A 14,391-nucleotide genomic window follows, 5' to 3' on the forward strand; every position below is an offset into this window, starting at 1 on the left:
TGTTTTTATTTCCCAAAAAATTTAAATTGTTTTAAGAACTTATTATTGTTTTCATAAAAGTCCCTAATGTTTGTTACTCCGAATTTTAGCATTGCAATTCTTTCAATACCTCATCCAAATGCTATAGCTTGATATTTGTTTGAATCAATTCCATTTAATTCAAACACTTCTTTTGCAATCATTCCTGATCCCAGAATTTCAATTCATCCTGAGAATTTACATATTCTGCAACCTGCACCATTACACCCTACACAGTTGATATCAACTTCTGCAGATGGTTCGGTAAATGGAAAGAAACTAGGTCTCATTCTAATTACTGTTTCTTGTCCAAATAATCTTTTACATACATATTCAAGTGTTCACTTTAAGTTAGCAAATGATATGTTCTCACCCATTAACAATCCATCTACTTGCATGAATTGGTGTGAGTGAGTTGCATCATCATCATCACGTCTATATACATTCCCATAACTTAACATTCCTACATTTGCAGGTATAGAATCTTTTGCTTTGGCAAGTTGTGATAACGTTCTTGAAGTCATGTTTGTACAATGAGTTCTTAACACGGTGTTTTCATCAACATAAAATGTATCTTGCATATCTCTTGCAGGATGACCAATTGGTAAGTTTAATTTTTGGAAACAAAAATCATCTGTTTCAAATTCTGTACCATTAATCATTTCATATCCTAGTTCTGTAAATATTTGTCTGATTTCTTCAATAACTAAATTTAATGGATGTGAAGTTCCTGGTTTAAACCCAAGTCCTTCAATTGAAACATCTCATTTTTCTTTTTTTAATAAGTTGTCATATTCTTCTTTTTGGAACTTATCATTTAATTTGTTTATTTCTTCAATGAAGTATTTTTTAGTTTTATTAATTAATTCCCCAACTACTTTTTTAGTTGCGCCATCAGCACTTCTAATCTCTGAAAACGCAGTAATTAAAATTGATTCTTTTGATGTGACAAAAAGTGATCTAACTTTATCTAGATCTTCTTTTGTACTAACTTCTTTAATTGACTTATCAAATTTTAATTTGAAATCACTAATCTTCTGTTTCATTTCTTCACCAATAATTTATTAATATTATATATCAATAAATATATAGTTATGAATTCGCAAATTAATATTGAATAAATAAATTCTATAATTCAAGAATTGGTAACCAATGTAAGGTAGCGTTTTCATTTCATTTTTTTAAGAAGTGACTTTTTCCACTTCAATATATTCCACGGATCATTGCCACTCATCTTTGTTTTATTAAATTTAAGTATTTTTTTGATTTGTGACGTTGTAGAAGATGGAGGATGAAAATGAAAAACCTAAAACAAATAATTATAAAAATTGATACATCAATAAACGATAAAGATAAAATTGTGATTAATAACAAGTTGGGAAATTTTGAAGAAATTTATTTTGAGGTTAAAGAATATTTTAGTCAAAAATATATTTCAGGTTCTGTACAAGAAAATGAAGCCAAAAAAAATATATAATAAAGCCATAGACGATGTCGAAAAAGAATTGTTAACGGAGATTAAGATGCCAATTTTTACAAAAGTCTGTGAAGAAATGCTTAAAGTTACTGAATCAGAGCTTAAAGAAACTAAATCAGAGCTTAAAGAAACTAAATCAAAACTAGACGCAACAAGCTTAGAGTTAGCGGAATTAAAATTAACTTTAATGGCAAATGGTTTAATATAATTAATTTATTTCATTAAGTGTTTGAAATAAAAAGAATAAGGGACTAGTCCCCTATTTTTATTTTCCATTTTGGTGTTTGGATATTATCTTTTGCTAAGTAATTTTGCCATTTGTGAAATTGACAATACTGGATCACATACTTTTTTAAATAGCGCTAATTCAATACCGCTTTTTAGTTCTCTAAGTAACAACGAAATTTGACTCATTGAAAGTCTTGAGTTAGTCATTAGCTTCACATATTCAATTGAAGGTTTGTTTTCAATAATGTAATCACTAATATATTGAGTTTTTCTTGTTGTTAAATATTTATTTGCAAGACAACTAAAGATATCAATTTCTAGTACGAAAGCTAATTTTGATAACAAAAACATACTTTGTGGTTGAAAATCTGGCGTTGCAAATAAAATAAAGTATTCTTCTTTAATCCCTTTATCTATAGCTGAATTTAATACTCGCAGTTGTTCTGGCGATAATTTATCATTTGATATCATTGTTTCGATTCTTGTTGTCATGTGTGTCCTTCTGTTTATCTATTTATTATTATAAATAATAAAAGAATTGCAGATGCAACTCTTTTATTTATCTAAGATTTTAATTCAACTGTTATTAGTTGGTTAATTATTTAGTACCAAGCAATACTGCCATTTTTGTAGCGTTGATTGCGGGATCTGCGGCTCTTTTGATGTAATCAAAAGATACTTCTTTTTTAATTGCTTCTTCAAGAACTCCTAATTGAACAACTGAGAATTTTGGATTTGATAATACTTTTACATACTCTTCTGATAATTTGTTGTTTTTAATTAAATCAGCTAAGTATGAAATTTTGTAAACTGCTAATTTTGGATTAGCTAAATGTGTGAAGATACCTAGATCTTCGATTTCGAATGCGATTTCTAAAAGTACACACATTGATGAAAATTTAAAATCAGGTTTTGCAACTAATTTGAAATATTCTATTTTGATACCTTTTTCTAATGCGTCTTTTAAAACACTAATTTGACTAACTGAAAGTTTGCTATTAAATAGCATGTCTAAGCCTTCGTCTTTTGCCTTTTCTGCGTTTAAGCTTGTTTGTGCTGCTGCCATTTTTATGTCTCCTACTGTAATTAATATAATTATACTATATTGGTTAGCAAATCTCTATTGCAAAATATCAATAATTACTTTTGAGTTAGGTTTTGTCTTGTTAATTGTAAATAATTTTAAACTTAGATCATCACTGTACTTAATTTCCTTATTTGCATATAAAGTAAATAGAACTTCGCCTTTTGAAACTTTATCACCAGTTTGTTTTTCTAAATAAATTCCAGCTGATAAATCTAGTTTGTCTTCTTTAGTTTTTCTACCAGCCCCAAGTTCCATTGCTAATAAACCCATTTCATTTGCATCGATGTATTCAATGAATCCATCATGTGTTGCTTTTACTTCTAGTTTATTTTTAGTTGTAAAGTTCTTGTCATAGTTTTCAATTACTGAAAAATCTCCGCCTTGTGCTTCAACAAAGTCTTTGAAGTTTTTAGCAAAAACACCAGTTTTTAATTTAGCTAAAACATCTGCTTGAGCTGTTTTTAAGTCTTTAAATATTCCGCCTTGAACTAAACTAATTGCTGCAGCCACTGAACATAACTCATTCAAATCTTCTGGTCCATTTCCTAAAAGTGTGTCATACGCTTCTTTTACTTCTATTGCATTACCAATTGCTTTACCTAATGGTGTATTCATGTTTGTTAACATGATTGCAATTTTTCTTCCTGCCATTTGACCAATCTTGATCATATAGTTAGATAAGTTTTTAGCTTCTTCTACATTCTTCATGAATGCACCCTTTCCAACTTTACAATCAATCACTAAACCATCATTGTTTAATACTAATTTTTTAGACATGATTGATGCTGTGATCAACCCAATAGAATCAACTGTTGCAGTTACATCACGTAATGCATATATTTTTTTATCTGCTAAAACTATGTTTGAAGTTTGTTGGATAATAGACATGTTTGTTTTGTTGATAGCTTTTTGAAATTCTTTGTCTGACAACTCAGTTGTCATTCCTGGGAATGTTTCTAATTTATCAATTGTTCCACCAGTTTGAGCAAGTCCTCTACCTGACATCTTACAAACCTTAAGACCATAGTTGGCACAAATTGGTCCATATACTAATGATGTTTTATCTCCAACTCCACCAGTTGAATGTTTATCAACTTTATAACCTTCTACATTTTCTAACATGTATTTTTCACCAGTGTTAACATATGCTTGCGTTAAATCTAATATTTCTCTTTCGTTTAATCCTTTGATACAAATTGCCATTAATAACGCTGACGCTTGATAATCAGGAATATTTCCATTTGCGTACTCTGTCGCAAAATAGTTGATTTCTTCTGTTGTTAATTCAATTCCATTTTTTTTGCTATTTAAAACTTGTACAAAATTCATAATTACAATTCCCTCTTTAATGAAATTATTATACTTCAAAGAAAAACAAAAAATAGGCACTAGACCTATTTATGATTTGTAAATTTGTATTAATTAACTTTTTTGCTTTCTCTTTTCAAGATAAAAATACAATCATTGTTTTTATACTATTAAATTATTTTTCGCTCTCGCTTGTTTTCTTTTCTAATAAAGATACTCTTCTAAAAATATCTGAGTTAACTTGTTTGTCTTTGATTTGTTCAGAGATAGTATTTTCAAGTTCTGTATTTTTAGATCTAGATAATGTCAGTTCTTCTTTAACACGTTCTAGTTCTTCTTCTAATGTAGAAATTGTTTTTAAGTTTTCTTTATTGATTATTTCAATTGTTTGATAGTCTTCAGCGATTGAATCCAGAAAACCATCCACCTCTTCAACTTTGTAACCTTTATATTCAATTTCAAATTCTTTGTCAATTATATTTTTATGTGACAACTTTATATTCATTTTCTACCTCATTGATATATTAATTTTACACTTTTTAATACATGTGACTTATTTTTTATTTTTGTGACGTTGTAAATATTGGAGGTAAAAATGGTTTTAAAAAATAAAGGTATGTTTTTAGAATCAATATTGAATCACAATATTGAAAGATTAAACATGGACAAAAAATGTCAAATTTACAAAATGGCAATTAATTCAAAAATAATTTCAAAAGAAAATGATAAATTCCTAGTTACCCTAAACAAGAATTATTTTTGCGATTACATCGGCATCTATCAAGGCCGATATGTTGAGTTCGAAGCAAAAGAAACAGAACTCACCTATTTCAATTTAACAAACATTAAAAAACACCAACTTCAAAAAATCAAACAGATTAATGAACTTGGTGGAATTGGTTTTTTCATTATTTACTTTCACATAACAAATGATTATTTTTATTTAACGGTTGATAACTTATTAAATCTAAATACAAACAAAGTTCCGTATTCATGATTCGTTGATAGTGATCAAACTATCAATACAGATGGATTGAACTTATACTTAGAATCAATTTTAAGCTCGTTCTAGGCATTTCAATCGTATTGAGTGAATACCTTTCTCATTTTTGATTTAGCAGCCTTTAATACAGTTATTAATGAAGCGAAGTCATCACATTCACTATTTTTCATTAAGTCATTTATTTTTGGTCTAGATATCCCATCTTCAACATATGTATTTAAGATGCCGATTTCTTTTTCGCTTAGTTTGTGATTTAGATATTCTTTGACAAAGTCAAAATTAATATCATCTTTATATAATGTCTTTTCAGTTTCAATTTGAGTAATTATCTTTTTAAGCATTGGAGCAATCATAATTACATTTTTTGAAAAGTTAACTTCAACCAATTTCATTTCAACAAGGTTGTTAATTTCAATATCTATTTCTGATTCAGAGATTGACATAAATTGTTCGAAGTCTTTTGGAGTGAATATATGTTTTTTTGCATTTGAGTGTTTTAAAACAATCAAAGCAATTGCTAGTTGGTTCTCATTCATACCAATAGATGAATAGTAATTGATCAATAATGATGTGTGACTGATTAATCCGTGTTGCAATAATTCAAACATATAAAAGTTCCTTGATAAAAATATTATAAATAAAAAGACCTCACAAGGAGATCTTTTTTAATTATTTAGAAATTGCTTCTTTTAATTGTTTTGAAGGTTTGAATTTCGCAACTGTTTTTCCTTCAATTTGGATTTTTTCACCAGTTGAAGGATTGATTCCTTCTCTTGCACTTCTCTCAAGAGTTGTTAATTTTCCGAATCCAGCAATAGCTACTTCTTCCCCTTTTGCTAATGATTGAATAATTTCATCAAACACTAAGTTAATAATTTGTTCTGCTTGTGATTTTGTAGTTCCACAATCCATAGCCAATCTTTCTGCTAATTCTTTCTTTGTCATATATATACCCCTATCTTATTTATAAAACCTTACCTTGTTAGTACGTTGTTCATCACAATGCTTGGTCGTTTATAATTATACAATATTTCATACATAATTTCAAATAGTTTAGATTTTATGGTACTTTTCGCTAAAATGTCATGAATCACTTTACAAGCAAGCACACCTTCTACAGTTATTTTTTGTTCACTTAACACTTCTTTTGGGTTATCACTTTCTGCAAGTTTCTTACCTAATTGGTAATTTCTTGATTGTGGTGACATAGTTGTAAGGATCAAATCACCAATTGTACAATAGTTCATAAAGTCAGTTGGGTCAGCTCCAAAGTATTTAGATAACTCAAAAATATCTGAATTACCCTTTGCAATAATTGATGCTGTTGCATTATCTGATTTTGTCATTGTGTTATACATTGCAGCTGCAATCGCAACTGTGTTTTTTGCAGCAGCAGATACTTCTGAAGCAACTAATGCTGTCGAAGGAAACACTGAGAAGTATTCATTGTTAAATAGATCTGATAATTCAGTTGCTAATTCAATGTCTTCATTACACATCATTACACATGTTGGTTTTCTTTCGATGCATTCAATTGCAATTGAAGGACCAAATAATCCTGAATATGATTTTAAGATATTGTTTTTTTCTAACATTTTTTTAACACTAATACTTAACAAGTTTTTTGACTCTTCATCAAAACCTTTTGCAGTATTTATAAAGTGAACTTTTCTTGTCAGTACTTTTGAAATATTTTCAATTGTAATTTTAATTGCCGCAGTTGGCACACCCAGTACGATGTACTCACAATTTTCTAATGCAGCTTCTAAACTTGTTGTAGCTTTTATGTTTGCATTTATTTTAATGTCTCCAAAGAACATTGAGTTTGTTTCATTGATATCGATGTCTTGAACTTGTTTTTCATCAATACCATACATTATTACATCATGACCATTGTCAGCCAATACATTTGCAATAACTGTACCGTATGCTCCGGTTCCGATTATTGTAAAATTCTTTTTCATTATTTTTTCTCCCTTAATACTATACTTATTGGTACACCTCTAAAATCAAATTGTAATCTTAATTGGTTCTCGATAAATCTTTTATATGAAAAGTGCATATATTCTGGATCATTTACGAACAACACAAATGTTGGAATAGTCGCCTCTACTTGTGATGCATAATAAATTCTAAGTCTACCACCGTTGTGATTTGGTGCTGGATTTATTAATTGTGCTTTATTCATAACTTCATTTAGAACACTAGTTCTAACGCGTTTTTTAAGTGCTGCACGTACAACTTCAACTAAGTCAAATATTTTTTTAACTCGTTTACCTTCAGTTGCACTTACAAAAATTAACTCTGCATATTTTAGATATTTAAAATATGCTCTGATTTCTTCTTCTTTTTTTAATATGTTTTTCTCTTTATCTTCGATTAAATCTCATTTGTTTGCAACAATGATTATTGGCTTTTTTTCTTCAAAAGCAAAACCACCAATGTTTGTATCATGATCTGTGATTGGTTTTGAAATGTCTAGTACCAATAAAACACAGTTTGCTTTGTTGATTGAGTTAAGAGATCTAAGGTATGAATACTTTTCAAGATTTTCATAAATCTTACCTCTTTTTCTCATACCAGCAGTATCAATTATGCTGTATTCATTATCTTTATATTTAAATTTTGTATCAACTGAATCTGTAGTTGTTCCAGCAATTGGCGAAACAATCATTCTATTCTCATCAAGTACTGCGTTAACTAAACTAGATTTACCAACGTTTGGTTTACCAACGATTGCGATTGAAAAATCAGCATCACTATAATTTAAGTCAATTTTTTTAGATAGTTCAATAACTCTATCGAGTAAGTTACCAATACCAATACCATGTTCTGCCGAAACAAGTGATGGCATTCCAAATCCTAATTGCATGTAGTTGTATTCTTCATTGTTAGTATCTTTTCTGTCATATTTATTCACACCTAAAATAATTGGTTTATTTGTTTTGTGTAACATTTTTGAAATCACTTTATCTTCTGGATCGATACCATGTTTATGGTCTAAAAGAAAAATAATTAAGTCAGCTTCTTCAATTGCGATTTCAGCTTGCATTTTTATTTCTTCGGCAAATTGCTCTTTAGCCAAAGTGATACCACCAGTGTCAATAAGCATGAACTCTCTTGTTAGTCATTCTGCTTTTGAATAGAGTCTATCTCTTGTAACCCCTGGAGTGTCTTCAACAATTGATTTTCTTTCGCGGATAACACGATTAAAAAATGTTGACTTCCCAACATTTGGTCTTCCTACAATTGCTACAACAAATTTTTTTGACATATATATTTATCCTTTTTTAGCTTCTAATTCTTTTATTAATTCAATAATTTTATTTGCTGTATCAATTTTTGATGTTTTTGTTGTGTCAATTATAATTGCGCCTTTAGCTGCAACTAATGGGCCAACTTTTCTACCCTTGTCCGATTTATCTCTTTCAAGAATTTGTTGTTCAATATCTTCTAGATTGTTTGATGCAACATTAAATTTTGTGTTTTGTAAATATCTTCTTTGTGCACGCGTTTTGTAATCTGTGTCAAAGTATAATTTTAAATCAGCATCAGGTAATACAACTGTTTGAATATCTCTTCCAATCATTATAGTACCTGGTTTACCAACTTCTCTTAATTTGTTTGTTATAAACTCTCTTACTTCACTAATTGGCGTTAAATAGTTAATTTTTTTTGTAATATCAATTTCAAAAATCATTTTTGAAAAGTCTAAGTCATTTACATGAATAAGTTCATTTTTATAGCTTGGGTGAAAATCTTTAATACATTCTATGATTTCGTTTTTATTTTCAAAATTAATATTTTTTAAAATACAAAACTTTGTAAACGCACGATACATTTGACCTGAGTCAACCAATAGATACCCGGTTGCTTCTGCAACATCTTCCATTGTCGAACTCTTACCACTACCAGCCGTTCCATCAACTGCAATAATTAATTTTTTCATATTACTCCTTATAGTATTGAAAACAAGATTAGCGAAAGCAAGGTTAACAATATCAATACTGTTCCAACAATAATTGCAATCTTACTCATTTTTTTTGTAAATCAATCACGTTTACTTCTTTCAAGAGATAAAATTGAATTTTCTAATTTTATATTTGATTCTTTAGCTGACAAATAGAACTTAGATGTACCCTCTCCCCTCATTTCTTCAATAGCAGCTGGAGGTATGTGTGATGTGGCTAATGTTTTTTGATTAATTTCAGATGCTTTTCTTATACCTTCATTAAACTTAATAACTTCACTTGCAATGCTCAAATACATTTTTTGTAATTCTTCATCTTTGATTATTATTTTTTTTGAGTTATTCACAATATCTAATCTTTTATCTATAGTTTGATTTTTGCTATGGATCATTTCAAATGTAGCCAAATCATTTAAATAACGTCTTAGCTCAAATTTCATTTCCTCAGATATTAATAGATTAGATCTATCCTTATCTAAATATGGTTTGAATATGTCATTTGATTTTGTGAATGCTTTTATTTTTGGTTCAAAAAAAGGTTTGTCAACAATACGTAGCTTTTCAGAAATCATATTTGTTTTTGTTTTCTGACTTTCAATATTTGATCAATATTCAATCTCTTTATTAATCTCATTATGTAGTGGTTTGAATTTAACCATTCTTGTTTCGATAGACATATTTAACCTCGCATTGTATATATTATAAATTAAGAATATACATACTCATTTTTATTTTTTACAACCTTAGGTAATGTGGGCAAAAAAAGATTAAAACTTATAGTTTTAATCTTTTCATAGATATATCAATGCGTTGTTGGGTTCGCCACATGAACAAACACCTATGTTATCTTTATATTCTTTTAATTCCATATTTGCATTTAAAAAATCAGAGAATCCTTTATCTAATGATTTTTTAACGTTATCTCCAACTTCTAGAGCCATTACGAGTGTTTTTTTATCTTGAAGTAATTTATTTATATTCTCTCTAGATTTGTCATCAAGATCTGAAATATAAATAAAGTTTTTTGTATCTTTTGGCATAGTACTTTCTCCTTATACTGTTTTAATTTTACGCCTTAAATATTTTATGTACTTTCTTTTTTAATCATTTTAAAAAAGAAAAACTAGACTAATCTAGTTTTAAAATCTTGCTCTTCTGTGATTTAGTAATTTTGCTTTCGGTTCAATTAAAGCAAACAAAACATAACATACAATAAATCTAATAAATTGTAACCCAATTAATATAGCTATATTTCATTTTGATTCTGACAAGAAATCAAATAACGATTCAGAATGTTCATCGTGTTCATGGAAAGTAGAAGCCATACTATCGTGGTGGTGATGTGAAGCTCCAGTCAGTTGGTTGATATATAAAATTAAGATTGTAACTGACGTAAACAAAACTACACCAATTAATACAATAATTGGCATTGGCGCCCATCTTTTAAATTTATCTTTTTTTGGATTTGGATCTTTGTGAAATGGCGAATTTTTAAATAAACCAAAATAAACTAACCAAAATATTAACACCATTGCAGCATATGCAAATGATTCAATTACAGGTGTAAAGATTGAGTGCGCATGCATTAAGAAGTGAATTCAAGGTAATATGAATCCAATAACTCCCCCAAATAATGGTCCAGTTACCGAAAGTCCAATTAGTATAACCAATAAATCAAATATTCTTATTGGTACAAGTACCCCATTAAATAATCCCATTAACGGAACCTCTAAGCCATAACCGTCAATTGCAGTCATTATTAATGCCAATGCAAGTATTATTCCAGATGCTGAAATTTTATATATCAATTCACCTTTTGATCTTACTCAAAAATATTTTTTGATTTCAAATTCACCATCATCAATATCGTCATGTTCACCATCAGATGTAAAGTGATGTTTGTCATGATAGTGATCTTTCATTGGTTCATCGCCCACGTGTTCTATATCGTGAGTTTCTATATTGTTTGAGTCAGAAATAACTTCATCTTTTATTTCTTTTTCATCAATATTATTATTGTCAATATTAAGCATTTTCTTCCTCGTTTCATAAATAATTATATCATTTAATATTTATGAAATAATTCTAAATTATAAAAATTACAATTTAGGAAGTAGTGTATATATTGGAATAAATATAATTAAGTTAACTGAATACTTGATTGTATTACCTATAAGTCCACTAAAAAAATAATAGTATTGTCAATTTGGTACATCCATTAGTGTTGGGATTAGTGTTGGGATTAAAAAGTAAATAACAAATAACGTCATAATAATTATTGTAAATATCATAGCCACTAGATATGCAATTATAAATTTAACAACACTTTTTTCAGTGTTTAACTTTCTAATCAAACCAAAAATATATCACGCAACAACAAAGAAGAAGAATTGCGATAAATCAGATACAAACAAAGTCAAAACCCCTGCTCCACCAAATGGATCTGGAATATATAACATTCTCATTCATGTCGATATTGTCAATACAACAAATCCATAAAAAACATTAACACGTCTTCAAGCTATCAAGTAAGTAAAGAAAGTTAATTCAATTGCCATTGGAGCGCCAATTGCTGAAAATATTAATGTGAACGCAGATAGTATAAGCGCTAAAGCAACACAAATACCTAATGTCACTATTTGCTTGTTTGAAATTATAATCGTCTGTCTTAATCTTTCTTTTAACATTTTATATCTATCCTTTTGTTTGTAAAATAAAAACCACTTTGTGGCTGGCTAACTTTTGTATACCAAATTGGCAATTAACAGTTAAGAAAAATTAAATTAATTTATCCTTTTGTTATAATAATTATACCCCTAAGGAGATATATGAAGAATAATATAATACAGATGATTGTAGAAATCCCAAAAGGAAGTTCAAACAAATATGAATACGATGCTGTCACAGGACAAATCAGTTTAGATAGAGTACTTTATGGTGCTAACTTCTACCCAGGTGAATATGGCTTTGTTCCAAACACACTCGATTGAGATGGAGACCCACTTGATGTAATTTCATTAATTACTTACCCCACTTTCCCTGGAGTAGCTGTTAATGTAAGGATACTTGGTTCAATCAAAATGATTGATGCTGGTGAAATTGATACTAAACTATTTGGTGTACCTGCAAACGATCCAAGATTTGATTCATACACTTCAATCAAAGATGTGCCTCAGCATTTGAAAGATGAAGTTGAAAACTTTTTCTTACAATACAAAGAATTACAAAAGAAAACAGTAAAAATAAATGGTTGAGGAAATGAAAAAGAAGCCATGGAAGAACTTGCTGAATGTAGTGAACGTTTTGAAGAATACAAAGAACGTATTGCAAACGGTGAACAAAAACAAATTATGGCTGAATGAAAAAAAGCCGGAGTTGGTCAAGGATAGAAAAAATGAGTTTTTTAAACTCATTTTTTATTTAAGAATTTAAAGCAAAAGCGCCTTAATAAATTCATGTTTTTCTAGCTACTTTGTGATTTTTTTAGCAAAGTAGAGTTCATTAATTTCACCTACATTGCGTAATCCATATTTATGACTAAATTATTTTGCCTTGTTCTTATTATTAGGATTTTTTTGATTTGCTCTATTATTATTTGTATCATTATATGCTTTGTTATTACTAGATTGATTAACATTATTATTATTTTTTTGATTTGCTTTATTGTTGTTGTTCATATGCTTTTCCTCCTTATTATTATTTTTACCACCTTTTTGCTTATTACAAATAGGGTGCATGGGTTGCAAGTTAGAGATATCATTATTTTCATTATTTTGATCAATGTGATCAATGTCTCATGTTTTATCTTTTTCTTCCTTCATGTTTCCAAGATACTGAGCTTTCAACATTGTTTTATTACACTTGGGGCACATTGCTTCCTGTGTTGGATCTTGTCCATTTTTCAATTTGTGTTTATTCTTTTCAGAATAATTTTTAAATACAAGTCTAACTACTTTGCTTGTGAATTTTTTTCTACCCATTTCTTTTTCTCCCTCTTGAGATAAATCGCTAGCGCCGGTACTGCAACAATTGTAGAAATGATTAATCCAGTTGAAAACATAATAATTGTAGTTTCTAAATTCATATCAATTATGTCACAGGCCGATAATACAATATATGGAACATATATACATATATTGGAAATAATACCGCTAATCAATAAAATATGATTTTTACCTTCAGCAATAAATATGACATTTATATTTTGACAAATTATATAAGATATGAAAAATCAGATTGTGAATATAAATATATTGAAACTAACCCCAGGATTATTGTTGCTAATGACGTTAGCTATTGGTTTAAAAGTTAATCCAAATATTAATGTCATTAATAACAACGAAGCAAGAGATAAACAAATGAACTCCATTAATATAAATAGCCTTTTTTTATTTGTTAGGTTAACTTTACTTTCTTTTGAGATTATATCTTTGCTAATTAAAATTAATGCATTTGGAATTATTAATATTCATTGTCAAATGATTGTATTTGATAGCCAATAACTTGTTGCTGCATTGGATAAGTTGATATTCTTTAGTACCATGAACATATATAAAAAATTATTTACAAACGATAACACAAAACAACTTAAAACATTAATAACTAATTGTCTATTAATTTTTAAATTCGACACTTTGAAACTTTGTTTATTTATTTTTAAAAAATCTTTAAATCCAAAATGTTTTGCAATAACAAAAATACTAATTATAAAAACTGTTGTTTCTGTTATCAATGTACTAATTCCGATTCCTATATATGAATTTAAAAATACATCTTTATTTGCAAGTGTTAAGTCAAATGCAACCATTAATATTATTTTTGTGATCAAACAAAGTATTACCGCTATATTTAAGTTCATCTTTATCATTATAATTAATGATATTGAAAATAAAATTGTTGGAAGCCTGCTTCACAGTTGTAATAAGAAGAAAATAATTTGACTGTCGCCATCCATACCTACTGAATTAATTAAATGACTTGTGAAGAAACTAATTATGAATAAAATTAAAAGAAATAATATAAATATTAATATATATACTTCCTGAATTTTTTTTATATCTTCTTTATCCTTTGAAATTTTTGCCAATCACCAAAATAGTGGCAGCAAAACGGATTCTTGTATAACTTCGAGAACAATGTTTAAGTACTCTCATGAAATAAATGTCTCAAGTTCAGCGTTTGCATATTTTGATATTATGGTTACTCTAATTAATATCCAAATTGAGGGTAACATCAAATATGCAATTATTCATCCAAATGTTTGTCAACTTTTTCTTTGACTTTTAATTAAGCTTTTAAAT

The 14,391-nt window shown here is 28.4% G+C and carries 20 protein-coding genes; 4 read left to right on the plus strand and 16 right to left on the minus strand.

What is annotated here, in order from left to right:
- Positions 1–5 precede the first annotated feature (5 nt).
- Positions 6–1,076, minus strand: a complete 1,071-nt coding sequence (pheS, locus tag AACL07_RS02515) for a phenylalanine--tRNA ligase subunit alpha (RefSeq protein WP_422397428.1) — start codon at positions 1,074–1,076, stop codon at positions 6–8.
- A 239-nt stretch (positions 1,077–1,315) separates the two neighbouring features.
- Between pheS and AACL07_RS02520 the strand changes: the two genes are divergently transcribed.
- The gene (locus AACL07_RS02520; RefSeq protein ID WP_338983001.1) at positions 1,316–1,495 is read left to right on the plus strand and encodes a hypothetical protein; all 180 of its coding nucleotides are present in this window, start codon (positions 1,316–1,318) and stop codon (positions 1,493–1,495) included.
- Between the two features lie 46 nt (positions 1,496–1,541).
- The gene (locus tag AACL07_RS02525) at positions 1,542–1,703 is read left to right on the plus strand and encodes a hypothetical protein (protein WP_338983002.1); all 162 of its coding nucleotides are present in this window, start codon (positions 1,542–1,544) and stop codon (positions 1,701–1,703) included.
- An 83-nt stretch (positions 1,704–1,786) separates the two neighbouring features.
- On the opposite strand, the gene AACL07_RS02530 is transcribed toward AACL07_RS02525, so the two are convergent.
- The 4 genes from AACL07_RS02530 to AACL07_RS02545 all read right to left on the minus strand — a co-directional run bounded on the left by AACL07_RS02530 (position 1,787) and on the right by AACL07_RS02545 (position 4,623).
- A complete protein-coding gene (locus AACL07_RS02530) occupies positions 1,787–2,215 on the minus strand; it encodes a hypothetical protein (RefSeq protein WP_338983003.1) in 429 nt (142 codons plus the stop codon).
- A 106-nt stretch (positions 2,216–2,321) separates the two neighbouring features.
- Entirely contained in the window at positions 2,322–2,789 is a 468-nt protein-coding gene (locus tag AACL07_RS02535; RefSeq protein WP_338983005.1) for a hypothetical protein, read from the minus strand.
- A gap of 54 nt (positions 2,790–2,843) precedes the next feature.
- Positions 2,844–4,142: a thymidine phosphorylase gene (locus AACL07_RS02540; protein WP_422397429.1), complete on the minus strand. Its 1,299-nt coding sequence runs from the start codon at positions 4,140–4,142 to the stop codon at positions 2,844–2,846.
- A 151-nt stretch (positions 4,143–4,293) separates the two neighbouring features.
- Entirely contained in the window at positions 4,294–4,623 is a 330-nt protein-coding gene (locus AACL07_RS02545; protein WP_338983009.1) for a DivIVA domain-containing protein, read from the minus strand.
- Between the two features lie 90 nt (positions 4,624–4,713).
- Here AACL07_RS02545 and AACL07_RS02550 point away from each other — a divergent pair, with 90 nt between their 5' ends.
- Positions 4,714–5,190, plus strand: coding sequence for a Holliday junction resolvase RecU (locus AACL07_RS02550; RefSeq protein WP_338983011.1), 477 nt, complete (start codon positions 4,714–4,716; stop codon positions 5,188–5,190).
- Here the strand turns inward: AACL07_RS02550 and AACL07_RS02555 are convergent.
- The 9 genes from AACL07_RS02555 to AACL07_RS02595 all read right to left on the minus strand — a co-directional run bounded on the left by AACL07_RS02555 (position 5,187) and on the right by AACL07_RS02595 (position 11,778).
- Positions 5,187–5,729 carry a DnaD family protein gene (locus AACL07_RS02555; protein WP_338983013.1) on the minus strand — a complete coding sequence of 181 codons (543 nt, stop codon included), beginning with the start codon at positions 5,727–5,729 and terminating at the stop codon, positions 5,187–5,189. The two genes, AACL07_RS02550 and AACL07_RS02555, sit on opposite strands and share 4 nt — an antisense overlap.
- A 61-nt stretch (positions 5,730–5,790) precedes the next feature.
- Positions 5,791–6,066, minus strand: coding sequence for an HU family DNA-binding protein (locus AACL07_RS02560; RefSeq protein WP_338983015.1), 276 nt, complete (start codon positions 6,064–6,066; stop codon positions 5,791–5,793).
- Between the two features lie 29 nt (positions 6,067–6,095).
- Positions 6,096–7,085 (minus strand): NAD(P)H-dependent glycerol-3-phosphate dehydrogenase, encoded by a 990-nt coding sequence (locus AACL07_RS02565; RefSeq protein WP_338983017.1) that lies wholly within the window; start codon positions 7,083–7,085, stop codon positions 6,096–6,098.
- Positions 7,085–8,395: a ribosome biogenesis GTPase Der gene (gene der / locus AACL07_RS02570; RefSeq protein WP_338983019.1), complete on the minus strand. Its 1,311-nt coding sequence runs from the start codon at positions 8,393–8,395 to the stop codon at positions 7,085–7,087. Before der ends, AACL07_RS02565 begins: the two co-directional genes overlap by 1 nt.
- 6 nt (positions 8,396–8,401) lie before the next feature.
- A complete protein-coding gene (gene cmk / locus AACL07_RS02575) occupies positions 8,402–9,070 on the minus strand; it encodes a (d)CMP kinase (protein WP_338983020.1) in 669 nt (222 codons plus the stop codon).
- 8 nt (positions 9,071–9,078) lie between these two features.
- A complete protein-coding gene (locus AACL07_RS02580; protein WP_338983022.1) occupies positions 9,079–9,768 on the minus strand; it encodes a hypothetical protein in 690 nt (229 codons plus the stop codon).
- A 105-nt stretch (positions 9,769–9,873) separates the two neighbouring features.
- Entirely contained in the window at positions 9,874–10,131 is a 258-nt protein-coding gene (locus tag AACL07_RS02585; RefSeq protein WP_338983024.1) for a hypothetical protein, read from the minus strand.
- A 99-nt stretch (positions 10,132–10,230) separates the two neighbouring features.
- Positions 10,231–11,124, minus strand: a complete 894-nt coding sequence (locus AACL07_RS02590) for an ECF transporter S component (RefSeq protein WP_338983026.1) — start codon at positions 11,122–11,124, stop codon at positions 10,231–10,233.
- Between the two features lie 66 nt (positions 11,125–11,190).
- Positions 11,191–11,778 carry an ECF transporter S component gene (locus tag AACL07_RS02595; protein ID WP_338983028.1) on the minus strand — a complete coding sequence of 196 codons (588 nt, stop codon included), beginning with the start codon at positions 11,776–11,778 and terminating at the stop codon, positions 11,191–11,193.
- Positions 11,779–11,919: 141 nt separating this feature from the next.
- Here AACL07_RS02595 and AACL07_RS02600 point away from each other — a divergent pair, with 141 nt between their 5' ends.
- A complete protein-coding gene (locus tag AACL07_RS02600) occupies positions 11,920–12,480 on the plus strand; it encodes an inorganic diphosphatase (protein ID WP_338983030.1) in 561 nt (186 codons plus the stop codon).
- Between the two features lie 153 nt (positions 12,481–12,633).
- Here the strand turns inward: AACL07_RS02600 and AACL07_RS02605 are convergent, their stop codons facing one another.
- Together AACL07_RS02605 and AACL07_RS02610 are read right to left on the minus strand one after the other, a co-directional pair.
- Complete coding sequence (locus AACL07_RS02605) at positions 12,634–13,071, minus strand: HNH endonuclease signature motif containing protein (protein ID WP_338983032.1); 438 nt, start codon at positions 13,069–13,071, stop codon at positions 12,634–12,636.
- On the minus strand, positions 13,041–14,324 hold the full coding sequence (locus AACL07_RS02610; protein ID WP_338983034.1) for a hypothetical protein: 1,284 nt from the start codon (positions 14,322–14,324) through the stop codon (positions 13,041–13,043). The genes AACL07_RS02605 and AACL07_RS02610 overlap by 31 nt, the downstream gene beginning before the upstream one ends.
- Positions 14,325–14,391: the final 67 nt, after the last annotated feature.

The organism is Spiroplasma endosymbiont of Othius punctulatus, from assembly GCF_964019505.1.
Taxonomy (GTDB): Bacteria; Bacillota_I; Bacilli_A; order Mycoplasmatales; family Mycoplasmataceae; genus TIUS-1.